The organism is Elioraea tepidiphila DSM 17972, from assembly GCF_000378465.1.
In the GTDB taxonomy this organism is placed as follows: Bacteria; Pseudomonadota; Alphaproteobacteria; order Acetobacterales; family Acetobacteraceae; genus Elioraea; species Elioraea tepidiphila.
In genome coordinates this window covers 1-18,596 of sequence record NZ_KB899924.1, presented here as the reverse complement: position 1 = coordinate 18,596, position 18,596 = coordinate 1, and the positions used below count along the sequence as shown (strand labels likewise).

Genomic DNA, 18,596 nt, shown 5'->3' with positions numbered 1-18,596 from the left:
CTGGCCCTCGGGCCAGCGAAGCCCGGAGACGCCTCCCCTTGCCCCCGCACCCCCCATCCCATGGACCTGCACCCGTCAGATGCAGGCCGTGTCGACTCCGCTCATGACGCCGCGGATGCGGGTCGCGCGCGCAGTCAGGAACGCGTCGGGCCGCGCCGCATTGCGCCCGAGCGGATTGGGCAGCACAGCGGCCAGCAGGGAGGCCTGCACCGGTGTCAGCGCCGCCGCACCGCGGCCGAACAGCGCCCCTGACGCCGCCTCGGCGCCGTAGAGCCCCGGGCCGAACTCGACGATGTTGAGATAGACCTCGACGACGCGCCGCTTCGGCCACAGCGCCTCGATCAGCAGCGTCGGATAGACCTCCAGCGCCTTGCGCAGCACGTCGCTCCGCGGCCAGAGGAACAGGTTCTTCGCCGTCTGCTGCGTGATCGTGCTCGCACCGCGCAGCCGCCCGCCATCACGCCAGTCCTCGACCGCGCGGCGCAACTCGACCGTGTCGAACCCCCAATGCGCGCAGAAACGCTGATCCTCCGAGGCGAGCACCGCGCGCACGAGATGCGGCGAGATGCGATCGAGCGGCACCCAGTCGCGCGACCAGCCATGCCCTTCGGCCGCGCGGATCAGCATCAGCGGCGTCGCCGGTGGCGGCACGAACCGGTAGAGCAGCACCAGCGCGAGGGGCAGCAGCAGCGCCGCGGCGAGGCACCACAGCGCGAAACGAAGAAGCCGCCGCCTCACACCTCGAGCAGCAGCCGCTCGGGCGCCTCGACGGCCTCCTTGATGCGCACCAGCGTGGACACCGCCTCGCGGCCATCGATGATGCGATGGTCGTAGGAGAGGGCGACATACATCATCGGCCGCACCTCCACCTTGCCGCCGATCGCCACCGGGCGCTCCTCGATCTTGTGCATCCCCAGGATCGCCGATTGGGGCGGGTTCAGGATCGGCGTCGAGAGCAGGCTGCCGAACACGCCGCCATTGGTGATCGAGAACGTTCCGCCCGACATCTCCTCCAGCGTCAGCGCGCCGTCGCGCGCCTTGCGGCCGAACTCGGCGATCGCCGCCTCGATCGCGGCCAGACTCAGCGTCTCGGCATTGCGCAGCACCGGCACCACCAGGCCCGTCGGGCCCGACACGGCGATGCCGATGTCCATGTAGTGGTGCTGGACGATCTCCTCGCCCTCGATGAAGGCGTTGACATTCGGGAACTCGCGCAGTGCCGCCACGCACGCCTTGACGAAGAAGCCCATGAAGCCGAGCCGCACGCCATGGCGCTTCTCGAACGCGTCGCGGTATGTCGCGCGCAGCGCCATCACCGCCGACATGTCGATCTCGTTGAAGGTCGTCAGGATGGCGGCGGTGTTCTGCGCCTCCTTCAGCCGCCGTGCGATGGTCGCGCGCAGCCGCGTCATCCGCACCCGCTCGACACGGCGCTCGCCTGGCGCGGCGGGCGGCCGGGCGGCGGGCGCCGGCGCGTGCTTCGCTGCCGCGGCGGGCTTGGGCGCGGGTGCCGGTTCGGGCTTCGCCGCCGGCGCCGCGCCGCCCTCGATCACCTTCAGCACGTCGCCCTTGGTGATCTGCCCGCCCTTGCCGGTGCCGCTCACGGCCTCGGGCTTCAGCCCGGCATCGGCCATCAGCTTGGCGGCCGCGGGCAGCGGCGGACGGGCGGCCGCGCGCGCGAGCGCCGCCTCGGCCGGGGCCGCGGCCTCGGCCGCCGGCGCGGCGGGCTTCGCGGCGGCAGCCGCACCCTCCGCGATCGTGCCGAGCACCGCGCCGACCTCGACCTCGGTGCCGTCCTTGGCGACGATCGCCTCCAGCACCCCGGCGGCCGGCGCCGGCACCTCGACCGTCACCTTGTCGGTCTCGAGCTCGACCAACGGCTCGTCGGCCGCGACTGCCTCACCCGCCTGCTTCATCCAGCGCGCGACGGTCGCGCTCGACACGCTCTCGCCCAGCGCAGGCACCTTGATCTCGACCGACATGCGCAATCCCCGATTGGCTTCAGGCGCGGGAGTAGAAGCGCGGACGGCCGCGGAAGGCAACCGCCTTGGCCCTCACCCTGCCCCGCTCCCCCACGCGGGAGAGGAGACGTGGCGGCGGCGTGGGTTCCCTCTCCAACCTCGTGGGAAAGGGTCAGGGTGAGGACTCAGACGCTCAACGCCTCCTCGACCAGCACCGCCTGCTCGGCGTTGTGCACCTTGTAGAATCCGGTCGCCGGGCTCGCGGCTTCGCGCCGTCCGACATAGCGCGGCCGCGCGCGCCGATCCGCCGCCGCGGCGGCCTCCTCCAGCCGGCGGTCGATCCAGGTCCAGGCGCCCATGTTCTGCGGCTCCTCCTGGCACCAGACGATCTCGGCGTTCGGATAGCGCGCGATGATCTTCGGCAGCGAGACGCGCGGAAACGGATAGAGCTGCTCGACCCGCACCAGCGCGACGCTGTCGATCTTCTCCTCGCGCCGCGCGGCCAGCAGGTCGTAATAGACCTTGCCGGTGCAGAACACGACGCGCTTCACCGCCTCGTCCTCGGCGATCGGATCGATCTCCGGAATCACGTGGCGGAACGATGCGTCGGGGCCGAACTCGTCGAGCGTCGAGACCGCGAGCTTGTGGCGCAGCAGCGATTTCGGTGTCATCACGATCAGCGGCTTGCGGTAATTGCGCTTGAGCTGGCGCCGCAGCGCGTGGAAGTAGTTCGCCGGCGTGGTAAAGTTGCAGACCTGCATGTTGCGCTCGGCACAGAGCTGGAGGTAGCGCTCGAGCCGTGCCGAGGAATGCTCGGGCCCCTGGCCCTCGTAGCCGTGCGGCAGCAGCATCACGAGCCCGCTCATGCGCAGCCATTTCGATTCGCCCGACGCGATGAACTGGTCGATGATCACCTGCGCGCCGTTGGCGAAGTCGCCGAACTGCGCCTCCCACAGCACCAGCGTGGACGGATCGGCGAGCGAATAGCCGTAGTCGAAGCCCAGCACGCCGGCCTCCGACAGCAGCGAGTTGAAGGCCTCGAAATGCGCTTGGCCCTCACGCAGGTGGTTCAGCGGCGTGTACTCGGCCTGGGTCGTCTGGTCGACCAGCACGGCGTGGCGGTGGCTGAAGGTGCCGCGCTGCACGTCCTCGCCCGAGAGCCGGACATTGTGGCCCTCCAGCAGCAGCGTGCCGAAGGCGAGCGCCTCGCCGGTCGCCCAGTCGATCCCCTCGCCCGTCGTGATCGACTCGCGCTTCTGCTCAAGCTGGCGCGCGATCTTGGGATTGACGTCGAATCCGTCGGGCACGCGGCACAGCGCCTCGCCGACCTCGCGCAGCGTCGCGAGCGCGACACCGGTGCCGCAATCCTTGGCCTCGTCCTCGATCCCGCCCGGCGCGAGCCCCGCCCACTTGCCCTCCAGCCAGTCGGCCTTGTTGGGCTTGTAGGTGCGCGATGCCTCGAACGCCTCGTCGAGGGCCGCGGTGAAGCGCGCCTGGATCGCGGTTGCCTCCTCTGCGCTCAGCGAACCTTCGGCGACCAGCCGTTCGGCGTACTTGGTGCGCGTGGTCTTCTGCGCGCGGATCGCCTTGTACATCAGCGGCTGCGTGAAGGCCGGCTCGTCGGACTCGTTGTGGCCGTGGCGGCGATAGCAGACGATGTCGAGCACCGCATCGACGCCGAACTTCATGCGGAACTCGGTCGCCATGCGGGCGCAGAACACCACCGCCTCGGGGTCGTCGCCGTTCACGTGCAGGATCGGCGCCTGGATCGACTTGGCGATGTCGGTGCAGTAGAGCCCCGAATAGGCGTGCGCCGGCACCGTCGTGAAGCCGATCTGGTTGTTGACGATGAAATGCACCGTGCCGCCGGTGCGGTAGCCGATCAGCTGGCTCATCGCCAGCGTCTCCGCCACCAGCCCCTGGCCGGCGAAGGCGGCATCGCCGTGCATCAGGATCGCCATCGCGCGGCGGCGCGTCTTGCGGTCGCCCATCATGTCCTGCTTGGCGCGGATCTTGCCGACGACGACCGGATCGACCGCTTCCAGATGCGAGGGGTTGGGCTGGAGGCTCAGATGCACCTGGCGGCCGGCGATCTCCAGATCGACCGAGGTGCCGAGATGGTACTTCACGTCGCCCGAGCCCTGGACGTCGTCGGGGTGCGAGGAGGCGCCCTGGAACTCGCTGAACACGGCCGAGAACGGCTTCTTCATGATGTTGACCAGCGTGTTCAGTCGGCCGCGATGCGGCATGCCGATCGCGATTTCGACCACGCCGGCCTCGGCCGCGGCCTCGATCGCGGTGCGCACCGCGGGAATGAGGCTCTCGCCGCCTTCCAGGCCGAAGCGCTTCGTGCCGACGAACTTCTTCTGGCAGAACACCTCGAAGCCCTCGGCCTCGGTCAGCCGCTCCAGGATCTCGCGCTTGGCGTGTGCGTCGAAGGCGGTGCGCCAGGGGGCACCCTCGACCTTCTGCTGGATCCAGGCCTTCTGGTCCGGGTCCTGGATGTGCATGAACTCGACGCCGACCGGGCCGCAATAGGTCTCGCGCAGCACGGCGAGGATCTGGCGCAGGGTGGCGCTCTCGTAGCCGAGCACGTGGTCGATGAAGATCGGCCGGTCCATGTCGCCCGGGCCGAAGCCGTAGGTCGCCGGGTCGAGCTCGGGATGCGCGCTCGGGACCTTCAGCCCGAGCGGGTCGAGCTGCGCCTCCAGGTGGCCGCGCACGCGATAGGCGCGGATCAGCATCAGCGCGCGGATCGAATCGAGCGTGGAGCTGCGCAGCTCCTCGAACGGGATCGCCGCCGCCGGGCGCGGGCGCGCGGCGAGCGCTGCGCCGTTCGCGCTCGCGATGCCGCCATTGGCGAGCGCGCCGAACAGGGCCGCCCAGCCGGGCTCGACGCTGCCGGGATCGGAGGCCCAGCGGTCGTATTTTCCGGCGACGTAGATCGAATCGCCAGGCGGGATGCCGTCGAGGAAGGCGTCGAGGTTCAGGCTTGCCATCGTCTTCTCCCGGCCGCCGTGGCGGCCGGGTCCCTGGGGGGCGCGTCGGAAACCGGGCGCGGACAATACCGCACCGGGCGCGGCCGGCAGGCCGCGCCGCGGCGCGTCACTAGCCCAGAATACGCAAGACCACGTGAATGGGGCAGTCCGAACCGGGCCGCCGGGGCATGTGTCCCCGGCATAGGTGCCGGTGACACATGCGAAGCGCGCGGGAAGCCGCCGTCAGGCGGCGCGGCGGCGCAGCGCGGCGAGGCCCAGCAGCCCGGCCAGCAGTAGCGCGGCGCTCGCCGGCTCGGGCACGGCGGTGGTCGAGACGCCGTCGTTCAGGGCGACGAAGGTGAAGGACGGGCCGAGGTCGAACTGGAACCCGGCCTGGAGCCCGCCGACCGCGAAGGTGACGTCGTCGGCGATGATCGGCGCGTTGGGGCCCGAGAAGAAGTCGAAGGTCTGGCCCGCCGTGGGCGCGAAACCGTCGATGAACTCGAACAGCACCGTGCCGCCGGCGATCATCGTCGTGCCGCTGACGTTCAGCACGTCGTACTGCCCGGCGCCGGTGCCGCCGATCTCGATCTTCAGGACGCCGTCGAGCACGGTCAGGTCGCCGACGATGTTCAAGGTGCCGGGAGACAGTCCCGGGGCGAGCGTGCCGCCGTCCAGGATCACGCTGCCGATGATCGTGCCGCCCGAGCCGCCGACCAGGCCGGACGTGCCGATGCGGACCTCTGCGGCTTGCAGCGTGCCGCCATTGGAGACGATCACCGTGCCGCCGTCACTGGTCGAGCCCGCGAGGCTGACCGGCGCGCCGACGATCACCCGGTCGGCCGAAACGAGCGAGCCGGCGCCGCTGATCGTCAGCGTGCCGGCACCGGCGGCCAGGTTCTGCGCGAGCGTGCCGCCCGCCTCGATCGGCGCGCCGACGAGGACGCGCGCGAGCGGACCGGAGAGGGTCACCTGGCCCCCGGAGGCCACGGCGAGGTTTCCGCTCGCGCCGGCAAGGCGACCGAGCATGAGCGTGGACTCGGTCGTGCCCGAGAGCGCGACCACGCCCCCGCTGTCGACCAGGATCGACCCGAACGAGCCCGCCTCTCGTCCAGCCTGCAACACCGCGTTCGGTCCCGTCAGGTCCAAGGTCGCGCCGCTGCGGACGGAGAGCGTGCCGGTCGAGCCGGCCAGCCGGCCGACCGTTCCCGTCGCGAACCCCGAGGCGGTGCTGTGCGTGACCGTGACCGCGGCGCCGTCGCGGATCACCATCGTGCCGTTTGAGCCGGCGTTCCGCCCGACGATGATGTCGGCGAACTGCGCCGCGCCGATCTGGAGCGATGTCGCCGCCCCCTGGACGGTGATGGCGCCTGTGCCGCCGCGCCCCGCCACCACATAGGCGTCGCCAAGACTGGACTGGACGGACGCTGTCGAGTTGCTGAGCGTCAACGTGCCTGTCGCGCCGGTGTCGCGGCCGACCTGGAGTCCGGCCTCGCGACCAGCCGTGATCGAGAGTGTCGATCCGCTGACCGAGGCGGTGCCGGTGGTGTTGGCCTCGCGGCCGACCAGGAGCCCGGCGAACCCGCCATCGGACTGAATGGAGACGGTGGACCCCGAGATGGTTGCGGTGCCGGTTGTCGCCGTGGGCGCCGGCGAGGCGACGAGATCGCGGCCGATCGAGACGTTCGCATCCCCGGTGGTGGCCGGGTCGCGGTCGCGCACGGTGATCGTCGATCCGTTCGAGACGGTCAGGGTGCCGGTGCCACCGCGGTCGCCGACTCTCAGGAACGCCCCCGAGCCCGAATCCACCGTCACCGTTCCGCTGTTGACCGTCAGGCTGCCCGTGCCGCCGACGAGGCCGACAGAGATGCTGTCCCCCGCCGGGCCGGCCGAGCCCGTCGGCGCGGTCGGGTCGAGCACGCGCAGCGCGCCGCCGGAGGCGATGGTGGCGGAACCGGTACCGCCCGCGACGCCGATCCGGACCTGGGCGGCGTTGCCGGTCTTGCCGCCGCCGTTCACTTCGAGGGCCGAGCCGGCGCCCGAAACCGTGAGGCCGCCGACGGAGCCCGGCTCGCGCCCGATCTGCACGATCGGCGTCGCCGCGGCGCCGGCGCCTGGCTGGAGCGTGACCGTGGCGCCGCCGGTGATCGAGACGGAGCCGGCGGCTGCGGGCGCGGAGGCCCCCGCGTTGAGCAGGTCGCCCGAGGTTCCGGTGGCGGGGACGCAGACTGTATCGCCCGAGAAGGTGATGTTCGGATCGGGCAGGGTCGGGCAGGCGGCCTGAGCGGCCGGCGGCAAGGAGGCGGCGAGCGCAAGCACGGAGGCGGCGCAAAGCGACCGGCTTCTGGACATGTCACATCTCCCCTGTGTGGCGCATCCCCCGCGCCGTCGGCTGGAATGGGCTCGTTCAGATGAACACAATGTTCATGGCGCGAAAGTCGATGCGGAATGACAGATACTACATAAACGGAATAGTCCTGGTTGCCTGCGCAGGCGCCTCCGCACGCCCCCGTGACTCCGCCGGCGGTTGAGGCACACTGGCCTTCTCAACCGGACCGGAGGGGTGGATGACGATGCGGCTCGCGACCTACAGCGCCGGGGGCGCGCCCTGCGTGGGCGTGGTGCTGGAGGACGGGGCGGTGCTCGACGGCGCGGCGGCGCTGCGCGCGTCCGGCGGCGATCCCGCCCCGCTCGGCGACATGATCGCGGCCATCGAGGCGTGGGACCGCGTCGGGCCGGTGCTGGTGAAGGCCGCGGCGTCTCCACCCGTCGGCGCGGTGGTGGCGAAGGAGCGCGTGCGGCTGCTGGCGCCGATCCCCCGGCCGCGCAAGAACGTCTTCTGCGTCGGTCGCAACTACCTCGACCATGTGGCCGAGGGCGACCGCGCGGCCGGACGCGAGACCACCGTCCCCGAGCATGCGCAGTTCTTCACCAAGCCCGCGAACGTGGTGATCGGCCCGGGCGAGTGGATTCCGAACCACGCCCGCGTCACCAAGGCGCTCGACTACGAGGTCGAGCTCGTGGTTGTGATCGGCAAGGGCGGCGCCGACATCCCGCGCGAGCGCGCCTTCGAGCACGTGTTCGGCTACACGATCGGCAACGACATCACCGGCCGCGACCTCCAGCGCCGGCACGGCCAGTGGTTCAAGGGCAAGGGGCTCGACCGCTCCTGCCCGATGGGGCCGTGGATCGTGCCGCGCGGCGATCTGCCCGAGCCGCCGGACCTGCGCATCTCGCTCACCGTGAACGGCGAGCAGCGGCAGGACAGCCGCACCAGCCGGATGATCTTCGACATCCCCGCGATCCTCGCCGTGCTCTCGGCCGGACTGACGCTGGAGCCGGGCGACGTCATCATGACCGGCACGCCCGAGGGCGTGGGCTACGCCATGACCCCGCCGCGCCTCTTGCAGCCCGGTGACCGCATCGCCGCGGCGATCGAGGGCATCGGCGTGCTGGAGAACGAGGTCCGCTAGCCGGGGATGCACCCATGAAGCAGCGGCTCGATACGCTGCTGGTGGAGCGGGGCCTGGTGGAGACGCGCGCCAAGGCCCAGGCGCTGGTGCTCGCGGGCAAGGTCTTCTCGGGCGAGCGGCGGCTCGACAAGGCGGGGATGCCGGTTGCATCCGACCTGCCGCTGGAGGTGCGCGGCCAGGACCATCCCTGGGTCAGCCGCGGCGGCGTGAAGCTCGACTTCGCGCTCAACCACTTCGCGCTGTCGCCGCTCGGGCTGGTGTGCCTCGATATCGGTGCCTCCACCGGCGGGTTCACCGATGTGCTGCTGGCGCGCGGCGCCGAGCGGGTGCACGCGGTGGACGTCGGGCACGGGCAGCTCGCCTGGAAGCTGCGCACCGATCCGCGCGTGGTCGTGCATGAGCGGCTGAACGCGCGCTTCCTGACGCGCGAGCACGTCCCCGAGCCCGTCGGCGCGCTGACCTGCGATGCCTCGTTCATCGGGCTGCGCACGGTGCTGCCGGCGGGGCTCGCGCTGTGCGCGCCCGGCGCCTGGGCGGTGGCGCTGATCAAGCCGCAGTTCGAGGCCGGGCCGGGCAAGGTCGGCAAGGGCGGGGTGGTGCGCGACCCGGCCGTGCATCGGGCGGTCTGCGCCGAAATCTCGGCCTGGTGGGCCGGGCTCGCCGGCTGGCGCGTGCTCGGCGTGGTGGAGAGCCCGATCACGGGCCCGGAGGGAAACCGGGAGTTCCTGATCGCCGCGCGTCACGTGGAGTGATACCGGGCTGCCAAAGGTTTGACCGTTGGCATCCCGGTATCGCGCGCAGGGCTGGTGTGGCGGCTGCGCGCCAAAGGACGGGTATGAGGCGGCCGGCCGACTCAGGCCAGCAAACGGTCGATCTCGGCCTGTGCGAGGTCGGGCGAGGGAGGTGCGGCCGTGTCGTTGTCGGACGCCGGCGTGACCTCCGCACCGGGTTGCAGATAGCGGCCCAGCAGCGCCTCGACCTGTTCGAGATGCCGAATGGCGCGACGGATGCGCTGGCCGGTGATGTCCTGGAAGCTGCACGCCTCGAAGATCGCGCCGACGCGCGTGGCGAGCGACTCGATCGCGCCGGGGTCGCGACTGCCGCCGTCGATCCAGTCCTGGATCGCCTCGGCCGCCTCCATGATGGTGTTGGCCGCCGCCTCGGTCGCCTGGACCACAGCTTCGAGCTCGATGCCGCTGTTGCGCGTCGAGGCGGCGGGAATCGCGACCAGCCTGGCGATCTGCTCATGCACCGCGGCGACCTCGCGCATCAGCTTCGCCTCGGTCATGTCGGCAAGCTCGCTGCTGGCATGCAGTTCGGCGCTGAGTTCGGCGATCCGGCGATCGACGAACTGGCGGAGATCGCCGAACAGGGGCGCGAGCTCCGCGCGGATGGCGGCGCGGAGGTCATCCGAGGGGCTGGCACGGTCGAGCACGGGTCGCAAGGCGGGAGCCATCCTGGTCGGGTTCCGAGCGAAACGACGTCGCTCAACCCTCGCAGACAGGCGTAAACCGCGGATTACCGTGGGGAGTAACGGGATAGGGGGTTGGGGGAAAGGGCCAATGGCCCCTTCCCCCATCAGAAGGAAACGCGTGGGGGAAGGGCCGCAAGGCCCTTCCCCCAGACCCCCATCCCTGGACCTACACGCCGAGACCTTCCGCCGTCAGCGGCAGACGACGGACGCGCCGGCCCGTGGCGGCGAAGATCGCATTCGCCACCGCCGGCGCGAGCGGCGGCACGCCGGGTTCGCCCACACCGCCCCAGCCCTGGCCGGACCGGATCACATGCGCCTCGACCTTGGGCGCGCGGTCGATCCGCAGGATCGGGTAGGTATCGAAGTTGCGCTGCTCGGCCGCGCCGTTCTTCAGCGTGATCGCCTCGCCGAGCGTCGCCGACAGCCCCTGCACGACGCTGCCCATCAGCTGGGCCTCGACGCTGTCCGGGTTGACAATGTCGCCGCAGTCGAGGACGACGACGACGCGGTGCACGCGCACCCCGTCCTGGCCCACCGAAACCTCGGCGACCTCGGCGCAGAGCGAGCCGTAGCTCTCCATGTAGGCGATGCCACGCGCATGGCCTTCCGGCAACGGCGTGCCCCAGCCGGCCTTCTCGGCCACGAGGTCGAGCACCTTCAGCGCGCGCGCGTCATGCGCCAGCAGCTCGCGGCGGAACCGGTACGGGTCCTTGCCCGCCGCATGCGCTACCTCGTCGAGGAAGCCCTCGAGGAAGAAGCCGTTCTGGCTCGCGCCGACCGACCGCCAGATCCAGTTGCGCGGCGGGCCATCGACGCGCACCCAGTCGGCGCGGAACGCTCCGAATCTGTAACGGCTGTCGGCGACCGAGGCGACATGCTGGGGATCGAGACCATTCTGCTGGATCGCGCCGGGGCGGAACTCCGCCACCGTCGAGGGCCCGGCGGCACGGAACCAGAAGCCGGTCAGCTTTCCCTCGGCGTCGAGCGCGGCCCGCATGCGCGCGACCTGCGCCGGGCGATAATAGCCCTGCGCCAGCTCGTCCTCGCGGCGCCAGAACAGCTTCACCGGCCGGTTCACCGCGCGCGCGACCGTCACCGCCTGGCCGACCACCTCGTAGGCGTAGCGACGCCCGAACCCGCCGCCGAGCAGCGTGGTGTGGATCGTCACCTTCGAGGGATCGACACCCGCGGCGCGCGCCGCCTCGGCGAGCGCCCAGTCCTGATGCTGCGTCGGGGCCCAGACCGTCACGCCGTCATTCGTCACCTGCGCGGTGGCGTTGTCGGTCTCCATGCAGGCATGGGCGAGATACGGCACCTCGTAGACCGCCTCGACGGTCTTCGCCGCGGCGCGCAGCACGGCATCGACATCGCCCTCGTTCTTCGCGACCGCGCGCGTCTCCTGATCGAGCGCGGCGATCATGCGCTCGGAGAACGCGGCACTGTCGAGCGTGTCGTGCGGCGTCGACTTGAAGCGGATCGCGATCGTCTCGGCGCCCTTGATCGCGGCCCAGGCAGTCTCCGCCACGACGGCGACGCCGCGCGGCAGCGGCACCACATCGACGATGCCCTTGATGCCGTTGACCGAGGCGCGGTCGAAGCTGTCGAGCTCGGCGCGATACACCGGCGCAAGACGCGCGCAGGCGTACAGCATGCCCGGCACCTTGAAGTCCATGCCGAACACCGCGCGGCCCGTCACCTTGGCCGGGATGTCGATGCGCGGCTGCGACCGGCCGACGATCTTCAGCTCCGAGGCCGGGCGCAGCGTCGGCTTCTCGGGCAGCGGCAGGGCCGCCGCCTCGCGCACCAGCGAGCCGATCGGGACCGAACGGTTCGAGGCGGCGTGCACGATCGCGCCGTCCTCGGCCTTCAGTTCCGCGACCGGCACGTTCATGCGGCGCGCGGCGGCCTCGGTCAGCACCTCGCGCGCTTGCGCTGCGGCGGTGCGCAGCCGCACCACCCAGGCGCGCGTGCCGGTCGATCCGCCGGTGGACTGTTCGCCGGGCGGTCGGCGCATCGGCTCGGAGGGCTGGCCGACGCGCACGGTCCTCACCGCCGACATCGGCACGCCGAGCTCGTCGGCGATCAGCATCACATGCGCGGTGTGCGTGCCCTGGCCCATCTCGGTGACGGGCGTGATCAGGGTGATGGAGCCGTCCTGCGCGATGCGCAGATAGGCCGTGAGCGCGTCGCCGTTGCGCGCGGCCTGGCCGCGGGCGGGCAGCGAAACCGGGATGCTCAGCGCGACGGCGGCTGCTGCGGAAGCGCGGAACAGGCCGCGCCGGTTCATCGTGATGGCGTTCATGTCGGCCTCCCTCAGGCGAGCTCGGCGGCGCGATGGATCGCCGCACGGATGCGCTCGTAGGTGCCGCAGCGGCACAGGTTGTTGGCCATCGCCGCGTCGATGTCGGCGTCGGTGGGCTTGGGCTTGTCCTTCAGCAGGGCCGCGGCCTGCATGATCTGGCCGCACTGGCAGTAGCCGCATTGCGGAACCTGTTTTTCCACCCAGGCGCGCTGCACCGGATGTTGCCCGTTCGGATCGAGTCCCTCGATCGTGACGACCGTGCGACCGGCAACGGCGGCGAGCGGGGTGACGCAGGCGCGCGTCGGCACGCCGTCGACATGAACGGTGCAGGCGCCGCAGACGGCGATGCCGCAGCCGTATTTGGTGCCGGTGAGATCGAGCAGATCGCGCAACGCCCAGAGCAGGGGCATGTCGGGATCGGCGTCGAGTTGGCGCGCGGTCCCGTTCACGGTGAGTGCGATCACGGTGATACCTCCCCTCGTTTGTTGACAGTCGGCAAGCTATGGCGTGAGGGCCTGTCGGTCAATTCACGCGCTGATGGGGTGGCCTTGTTCCGTTTCGCGCTGCGGCATGGTTTGCTGGCGCGGCGATGGACACGCCCCCGATCGAGCTGCTGGAGCGAGCGGCGTTGAACGCGGTGCCGGCGCCGCGACAGGCGTTGTGCGGCGCGGCGGTGGTGCGCGCCGGGCACGGCGGAGCGGGGCGGATCAACAGTGCGACATGGCTCGATCCGGCGGATGGTGTGGACCTGCCCGCGCGGGTGCAGCGGATCGAAGGGTGGTACGAGCGGCTGGGGGTGCGGCCGCGGTTCCGGCTGACGCCGCTGTCGCCGCCGGCCTTGGAGCCGCTGCTGATGGCGCGCGGCTACGCGCGCATGGGCGAGACGATCGTGATGGCGGGTGCGCTGGACGGGCTGCCCTTGCCCGACGGTCCGGCCGAGACGGCGGAGGCGCCGGACGAGGCTTGGTTCGATGCATCGGAGGGTGGGGCCGCGCGCGTGGCGGAGCGGATGGCGGAGCTCCGGCTGTTCCCGTCGCTGCTGCTGGTGCCGGCGGCGTGGGTGGCGGTGCGGCTGGAGGGGCGGATCGCCTCCGTCGCCTATGCGGCGGCGGACGGGACGGTGGCCGTGCTGTCGGGGGTGGCGACGCTGCCGGTCATGCGCGGGCGCGGGCTTGCCCGGCGTGCGTGCCTGGCGGCGTTCGGCTGGGCGCGGTCGGAGGGCGCGCGCGTCGCCTGTCTCCAGGTCGAGGCGGAGAACGATCCCGCGCTCTCGCTGTATCGCAGGCTCGGTTTCCGCGAGTCGTACCGTTACGTCTACCGCGTGCGCGGTTGAGCAAGGGGGGTGTCGGGGGTAGGGCCGCGAAGAGCGGCCCTACCGTCATCCCCCCACCCTGTTCCTTTCAATCCAGTTCACAAACCGCTCCAGCAGCGTGTCGAGCATCTTGAGTGTCATCTCGTCGGTGAGCGCGCCGCTGTCGTCGAACCGTGTCGCGGCTTGGGTCACGAACACGTTCGGTCCCGGCAGCACGGGCAGCGAGAGGTTCTGAAGCGCCTGGCGCACCTGCGCCTGGGCGCGCGCGGTGCCCATCAGTCCTGGGGTCGCGCCGATGAGGGCGACAGGCTTGCCGTTCATCGGAGCGGGACCGGCCGAGGTCTTGCGCGACAGCCAGTCGAGCGCGTTCTTGAGCGGTCCCGGAACGGAAGCATTATATTCCGGCGTAACAACAAGCACGGCATCGGCCGCACGTAAGGCAGCACCGGCGGCGAGCACGGCGTCTGGCCACGGGTCGCGTTCGAGGTCCTCGTTGAACAGCGGCAGGTCGCCGATCGGCACCTCGGCGATCGCCAGCGCGGCGGGCGCGCGGGCGATCGCCGCGTTCATCAGCTTGCGGTTCCAGGAGTCGCGCCGCAGCGAGCCGCAGATCGCGGCGACGGTGTAGGGCCCTGCCATCGTCTCTCTCCGCGGTCAGCCGGCGGTCACGGCAGCAGCACCGTCGAGCCGGTGGTCTGGCGCGCCTCGAGCGCGCGGTGCGCGTCGGCGGCGTCCTTGAGCGGAAAGCGCTGGTTCACCTCGATCTTCACTGCGCCCTTGCGCACGACGTCGAACAGCGCCTCGGCGGAGGCGACGAGGTCTTCGCGTTTTGCGGTGTAGGTGGCCAGCGTCGGGCGTGTGAGGAACAGCGAGCCCTTGGCGGCGAGGATGCCGACATCGAAGGGCGGCACGGCACCGGAGGCGTTGCCGAACACCACCATCATGCCGAGCGGGGCGAGGCAGTCGAGCGACTTCATGAAGGTCTCGCGGCCGACGCTGTCGTAGACCACGGGCAGCATCTTCCCGCCGGTGATCTCCTTCACGCGGGCCTGGAAGTCCTCCCTGGTGTAGACGATCGGGTGGTCGCAGCCATGCGCCCGGGCGAGTTCCGCCTTGGCGTCCGAGCCGACGGTGCCGATCACGGTGGCGCCCAGATGCTTGGCCCATTGGCACATGATCAGCCCGACCCCCCCGGCGGCGGCGTGCACGAGGATCGTTTGCCCGGGTTTCACCGGGAAGGTGCGGCGGAGTAGGTACTCGGCGGTCATGCCCTGGAGCATCATCGCCGCCGCCTGCTCGAAGGAGATGTCGGCGGGCAGCTTCACAAGGCGGTCGGCCTTGATGGTGCGCGCCTCGGCGTAGGCGCCGATCGGCGCGGTGGCGTAGGCGACGCGGTCGCCCGGCGCGACCACGGTCACCCCTTCGCCCACGGCCTCGACCGTGCCCGCACCTTCCATGCCGATCACGCAGGGGAGCGAGGGCGGCTTGTAGAGGCCGGTGCGGAAATAGACGTCGATGTAGTTGAGGCCGATCGCAGCGTGGCGGACGAGGGCCTCGCCCGGGCCGGGGGAGGGGGTGGGGATCTCGTCCCACTTCATGGCCTCGGGGCCGCCGTGCTCGTGGATGCGGATCGCGTGGTTCATCAGGCGCGTCCTTCGATGATGGTGCCGGTGGGTGTCAGGCCTGTTCGAGGCCGAGGAGGTAGCGCTTGGTGGCGGGGCCGTCGCCGCCGGAGTAGCCGCCGAGGCCGCTGCTGCCGGTGACGCGGTGGCAGGGGATGATGATGGGGATGGGGTTGGCGCCGCAGGCGGTGCCGACGGCGCGCGGCGAGCAGCGGAGGTCGCGCGCGAGGTCGCCGTAGCGGCGGGTCTGGCCGCGAGGAATGGCCTGCATGGCGGCCCAGACGCGGCGCTGGAACGCCGTGCCGGCGGGGTTCAGCGGCAGGTCAGCGAAAGGATCGGGCGCGCCATCGAAATAGGCGTGCAGCGCCGCGGTCGCGCGCGCGAGGAGCGGGGTGGGGGACTGGTCGCGGCCGCGGCCCCAGTCGAGTGCGACGATCGCCCCGTCCTGTTCGGACAGGGTGAGATCGCCGAGCGGGGTCAGCGCGGTCAGTTGCGGCATGGGCCCTCTCCCGTTGGGGCCGGGGGCGGGCGTTTTGGGCGTGCGGGGGCGCGGGTGTCAAGGTGGGGGCGGGGACGAAGGCCGCGTTCGCTATCGGCTTCGGAGCAATGATCCTTATTGGGCTCGGCTTGGTCCGGGACCCGCAAGCCGGTTGCGGACGATGTCCGCAGCGAAGGGGGATTTCGGACCAGGCCGACGCGCGCTGGTTGAACGGGGGCCCCGGGGGCCCGGCCGACGCGGTCGGGAGAGGTAGGGTCAGCGAGCTGATGATTACGGTGGTTTGCCAACGAGCCTTTCTCCGGCTCCCTGGTCGTCCGTGTCGTTCGGCATACAGACCGGAAACGAGAGCGTAGTGCTGTCGGCCACATGCACATTCTGGTCGATGATGACGCCCACGCCGCGACTTGGGCCTGTACGCGATGGACCTGGGGGTGTTGCGGCGATGCACCGACAGAATCACGCCGCCGCGGCGCCTCCAACAGAGGTGCGCGTTTGCAAGGTTTCGGCCGGTCCTGCCGCGGCGCCCTGCAATCACGAATACTTCCGCCAGCCAGAAAGCACAGGAGCTCCGCGGTCTTCACCGTTCTTCACGGGCGACTCCATACACCATGGTGTTCAACCGCCGAAGCCCGTGCGGGCTTTGGCCGCGCATCTTCGCAGCCCTCGTCGCCTGCGCCGACCCGCCCCAGGTGACGCGGATCGACAGCGCGGCTGCGAAGGCGCACGGCCCGGCTAACGGTGCGAAACAGGGGGCGAAGATGAGGCCTGCCGCCGGGCGATCGGCCGGTCGCGCGGCGGTCGCACCACCAAGATCCGCGCGCTCTGCGACGGGCAAGGCCGCGCGCACGCGATCCTGCCGAACGGCGGCACCGTCGCCGACGTCACCGAACGGGCCCGATTGCGTCCGGACCCTGGCGTCCGGCGGCGCACCGCTGTTCGGTCTGCCGACGACCTGCCCCGGCTGGTGCCGGCTGAGGGGCTCGAACCCCCGACCCCCTGATTACAAATCAGGTGCTCTACCAGCTGAGCTAAGCCGGCCCGGTCCACGCATACCGCCCCGCCCCGCCGCGGTTCAAGGCTGCCCGCGCCGCTTACCGGCCCGTGCCCGATATGCTACGCGCTCGCCGCCATGCGCCACTTCCTGGACTTCGAGAAGCCGATCGCCGAGCTCGAGGGCAAGATCGAGGAGCTCCGCCGCCTCCCCGACAGCCCAGAGGTCGATATCGCCGACGAGATCGCCCGGCTCGGCGAGAAGGTCGAGAAGCTGCTCGCCGCGACCTACGCCAAGCTCACGCCCTGGCAGAAGACCCAGGTCGCACGCCACCCGGCCCGGCCGCACGCGCGCGCCGTGGTCGCGGGCCTGATCGAGGAGTTCGTCCCCCTCGCTGGCGATCGCGCCTTCGCCGATGACCGCGCCGTGCTCGCCGGCCTGGGCCGGTTCCGCGGCCGCGCGGTGGCCGTGCTCGGCACCGAGAAGGGCGACGACACGGAAAGCCGGGTCGCCCACAATTTCGGCATGAGCCGGCCCGAGGGCTACCGCAAGGCGCGCCGGATCATCGAGCTCGCCGGGCGGTTCCGCCTGCCCATCCTCACCTTCGTCGACACCCCCGGTGCCTATCCCGGCATCGATGCCGAGGCGCGCGGCCAGGCCGAGGCGATTGCGCGCTCGATCGAGGCCTGCCTCGCCGCGCCGGTGCCGATCGTCGCCACCATCATAGGCGAGGGCGGCTCGGGCGGCGCGATCGCGCTCGCGAGCGCCGACCGGGTGCTCATGCTGGAGCACGCGATCTACAGCGTGATCAGCCCCGAGGGCTGCGCCTCGATCCTCTGGCGCGACGCCGCCCAGGCCGAGGCCGCGGCCGAGGCGCTGAAGCTTACGGCGGCGGACCTGGAGAAGCTCGGCCTGATCGACGGCATCATCGGCGAGCCGCTGGGGGGCGCGCATCGCGACCCGGCGGCGACCATCACCGCGATCGGCGAGGCCGTCGCGGCCGCGCTTGCAGGGCTTGCGAGCCTCGACGGGCCGGGGCTGATCGCCGCCCGCCAGGAGAAGTTCCTCGAGATGGGCCGGCAGGGCCTCGCGGCCTGAGCGTGGCGAGCGGCGCCCGTCTCCTCTCGGTCGGCGGTTCCGGGATCGGGCTTGGCATCGCTGCCGCGCTGTTCGTTGCGCTGGACTGGCTGCTGCCGCCGATCGCCGCGGCGAGCACCGCCGACCGGCTTGGCTTGGCCGCCCTCGCCCTGCTGCCCGGCGCGTTGGTCCTGGCGCTGATGATCGGCGCGCAGATGCTGCTCCGCTTCGCGACCGGCGCCTTCGACCCGATCGCGGGCAGCGACAGCCGCGCGCTGATCCGCACGCAGCGCGCGATCACCAACACGGTGGAGCAGTTGGCGGTGTTCGCCCCGGCGATGCTCGCCCTCGCCGCCGCGGGTGCGCCGATGCGCGGGGTCGCCGCGCTGGGGGTCGTGTTCGGCGTTGCGCGTCTGGCGTTCTGGCTCGGCTACGCGATCCATCCGCTGGCGCGCGCGCCCGGCATGGCGGCGACGGGCGCGTGCAGCCTCGCTGCGCTCGGCTGGGCCGGCCTTGCCTGGGCCGGCCTCGTCTGAGTGACCGTTTGAGAATGGCTTGGCGCGACGCGGCGGGGGATGATTCAAGCTCGGGATGTGGACCCGAGAGACGCGAGGCCGGATGGCCGAGCTTGGCCGGAAGACGAAGCGCTACCCGTCTGACCTGACGGACGAGGAATGGGCGCGGATCGAGCCGTTGCTGCCGAAGCCGTCGCGGCGCGGTCGGAAGTCGTCAGTCGCTCTGCGTGAGGTGCTGAACGCGATCCGCTACATGGCACGAAGCGCGGGTGGCTGGCGGATGCTGCCGGTGCACTTCGGCCCATGGCAGACGGTCTACTGGTGGTTCCGCCGCTTCGTCCGGCGGCTGCTGTTCCGCACCATCCACGACGTGGCGCTGATGCTGGATCGCG

16 protein-coding genes and 1 tRNA gene are annotated in these 18,596 nt (G+C 71.2%); 6 read left to right on the top strand and 11 right to left on the bottom strand.

All coding sequences use genetic code 11. The features are described 5' to 3' along the window. Window positions 1-75 precede the first annotated feature (75 nt). The 4 genes from mtgA to F563_RS0112470 form a co-directional block, all read right to left on the bottom strand. A complete protein-coding gene (mtgA, locus tag F563_RS0112485) occupies window positions 76-738 on the bottom strand; it encodes a monofunctional biosynthetic peptidoglycan transglycosylase (protein ID WP_019015014.1) in 663 nt (220 codons plus the stop codon). After that, the gene (gene odhB / locus F563_RS0112480) at window positions 735-1,982 is read right to left on the bottom strand and encodes a 2-oxoglutarate dehydrogenase complex dihydrolipoyllysine-residue succinyltransferase (RefSeq protein WP_019015013.1); all 1,248 of its coding nucleotides are present in this window, start codon (window positions 1,980-1,982) and stop codon (window positions 735-737) included. The genes mtgA and odhB overlap by 4 nt, the downstream gene beginning before the upstream one ends. A 164-nt stretch (window positions 1,983-2,146) precedes the next feature. After that, on the bottom strand, window positions 2,147-4,960 hold the full coding sequence (locus F563_RS0112475) for a 2-oxoglutarate dehydrogenase E1 component (protein WP_019015012.1): 2,814 nt from the start codon (window positions 4,958-4,960) through the stop codon (window positions 2,147-2,149). Between the two features lie 222 nt (window positions 4,961-5,182). Beyond that, window positions 5,183-7,291 carry a beta strand repeat-containing protein gene (locus tag F563_RS0112470; RefSeq protein ID WP_019015011.1) on the bottom strand — a complete coding sequence of 703 codons (2,109 nt, stop codon included), beginning with the start codon at window positions 7,289-7,291 and terminating at the stop codon, window positions 5,183-5,185. A gap of 215 nt (window positions 7,292-7,506) precedes the next feature. Between F563_RS0112470 and F563_RS0112465 the strand changes: the two genes are divergently transcribed. Together F563_RS0112465 and F563_RS0112460 are read left to right on the top strand one after the other, a co-directional pair. Next, a complete protein-coding gene (locus F563_RS0112465; RefSeq protein ID WP_019015010.1) occupies window positions 7,507-8,412 on the top strand; it encodes a fumarylacetoacetate hydrolase family protein in 906 nt (301 codons plus the stop codon). Window positions 8,413-8,426: 14 nt separating this feature from the next. After that, window positions 8,427-9,164, top strand: a complete 738-nt coding sequence (locus F563_RS0112460) for a TlyA family RNA methyltransferase (RefSeq protein ID WP_019015009.1) — start codon at window positions 8,427-8,429, stop codon at window positions 9,162-9,164. A 101-nt stretch (window positions 9,165-9,265) separates the two neighbouring features. Here the strand turns inward: F563_RS0112460 and F563_RS22455 are convergent, their stop codons facing one another. From F563_RS22455 to F563_RS0112445, 3 genes are all read right to left on the bottom strand, one after another. Next, window positions 9,266-9,847, bottom strand: coding sequence for a cytochrome P450 family protein (locus F563_RS22455; protein WP_019015008.1), 582 nt, complete (start codon window positions 9,845-9,847; stop codon window positions 9,266-9,268). Window positions 9,848-10,052: 205 nt separating this feature from the next. Then, window positions 10,053-12,188 (bottom strand): xanthine dehydrogenase family protein molybdopterin-binding subunit, encoded by a 2,136-nt coding sequence (locus F563_RS0112450; RefSeq protein ID WP_019015007.1) that lies wholly within the window; start codon window positions 12,186-12,188, stop codon window positions 10,053-10,055. An 11-nt stretch (window positions 12,189-12,199) separates the two neighbouring features. Further along, a complete protein-coding gene (locus tag F563_RS0112445; RefSeq protein WP_019015006.1) occupies window positions 12,200-12,652 on the bottom strand; it encodes a (2Fe-2S)-binding protein in 453 nt (150 codons plus the stop codon). Window positions 12,653-12,777: 125 nt separating this feature from the next. Between F563_RS0112445 and F563_RS0112440 the strand changes: the two genes are divergently transcribed. Further along, window positions 12,778-13,521, top strand: a complete 744-nt coding sequence (locus F563_RS0112440; RefSeq protein WP_019015005.1) for a GNAT family N-acetyltransferase — start codon at window positions 12,778-12,780, stop codon at window positions 13,519-13,521. Window positions 13,522-13,566: 45 nt separating this feature from the next. Here the strand turns inward: F563_RS0112440 and F563_RS0112435 are convergent, their stop codons facing one another. From F563_RS0112435 to F563_RS0112420, 4 genes are all read right to left on the bottom strand, one after another. After that, window positions 13,567-14,139 carry an NADPH-dependent FMN reductase gene (locus tag F563_RS0112435; RefSeq protein ID WP_019015004.1) on the bottom strand — a complete coding sequence of 191 codons (573 nt, stop codon included), beginning with the start codon at window positions 14,137-14,139 and terminating at the stop codon, window positions 13,567-13,569. A gap of 26 nt (window positions 14,140-14,165) precedes the next feature. Further along, window positions 14,166-15,143: a quinone oxidoreductase family protein gene (locus F563_RS0112430; RefSeq protein WP_019015003.1), complete on the bottom strand. Its 978-nt coding sequence runs from the start codon at window positions 15,141-15,143 to the stop codon at window positions 14,166-14,168. A gap of 34 nt (window positions 15,144-15,177) precedes the next feature. Continuing rightward, a complete protein-coding gene (locus F563_RS0112425; protein WP_019015002.1) occupies window positions 15,178-15,621 on the bottom strand; it encodes a methylated-DNA--[protein]-cysteine S-methyltransferase in 444 nt (147 codons plus the stop codon). 962 nt (window positions 15,622-16,583) lie between these two features. Beyond that, window positions 16,584-16,659 (bottom strand) — tRNA-Thr (locus tag F563_RS0112420). Between the two features lie 91 nt (window positions 16,660-16,750). Between F563_RS0112420 and F563_RS0112415 the strand changes: the two genes are divergently transcribed. The 3 genes from F563_RS0112415 to F563_RS0112405 all read left to right on the top strand — a co-directional run. Further along, window positions 16,751-17,710, top strand: a complete 960-nt coding sequence (locus tag F563_RS0112415; protein WP_019015001.1) for an acetyl-CoA carboxylase carboxyltransferase subunit alpha — start codon at window positions 16,751-16,753, stop codon at window positions 17,708-17,710. A gap of 2 nt (window positions 17,711-17,712) precedes the next feature. Continuing rightward, window positions 17,713-18,225, top strand: coding sequence for an MAPEG family protein (locus F563_RS0112410; RefSeq protein ID WP_019015000.1), 513 nt, complete (start codon window positions 17,713-17,715; stop codon window positions 18,223-18,225). A gap of 55 nt (window positions 18,226-18,280) precedes the next feature. Next, window positions 18,281-18,596 (top strand): transposase (locus F563_RS0112405; RefSeq protein WP_026299541.1); only part of this gene is annotated, 316 nt, incomplete at its 3' end.

Bases quoted from the DNA above. Each gene is read 5' to 3' on its own strand.
- F563_RS0112475 (WP_019015012.1), bottom strand. From the start codon at position 4,960: ATGGCAAGCCTGAACCTCGACGCCTTCCTCGACGGCATCCCGCCTGGC.
- F563_RS0112415 (WP_019015001.1), top strand. From the start codon at position 16,751: ATGCGCCACTTCCTGGACTTCGAGAAGCCGATCGCCGAGCTCGAGGGC.
- F563_RS0112425 (WP_019015002.1), bottom strand. From the start codon at position 15,621: ATGCCGCAACTGACCGCGCTGACCCCGCTCGGCGATCTCACCCTGTCC.
- F563_RS0112440 (WP_019015005.1), top strand. From the start codon at position 12,778: ATGGACACGCCCCCGATCGAGCTGCTGGAGCGAGCGGCGTTGAACGCG.
- F563_RS0112470 (WP_019015011.1), bottom strand. From the start codon at position 7,291: ATGTCCAGAAGCCGGTCGCTTTGCGCCGCCTCCGTGCTTGCGCTCGCC.
- F563_RS0112435 (WP_019015004.1), bottom strand. From the start codon at position 14,139: ATGGCAGGGCCCTACACCGTCGCCGCGATCTGCGGCTCGCTGCGGCGC.
- F563_RS0112430 (WP_019015003.1), bottom strand. From the start codon at position 15,143: ATGAACCACGCGATCCGCATCCACGAGCACGGCGGCCCCGAGGCCATG.
- F563_RS0112450 (WP_019015007.1), bottom strand. From the start codon at position 12,188: ATGAACGCCATCACGATGAACCGGCGCGGCCTGTTCCGCGCTTCCGCA.
- F563_RS0112465 (WP_019015010.1), top strand. From the start codon at position 7,507: ATGACGATGCGGCTCGCGACCTACAGCGCCGGGGGCGCGCCCTGCGTG.
- odhB (WP_019015013.1), bottom strand. From the start codon at position 1,982: ATGTCGGTCGAGATCAAGGTGCCTGCGCTGGGCGAGAGCGTGTCGAGC.
- F563_RS0112460 (WP_019015009.1), top strand. From the start codon at position 8,427: ATGAAGCAGCGGCTCGATACGCTGCTGGTGGAGCGGGGCCTGGTGGAG.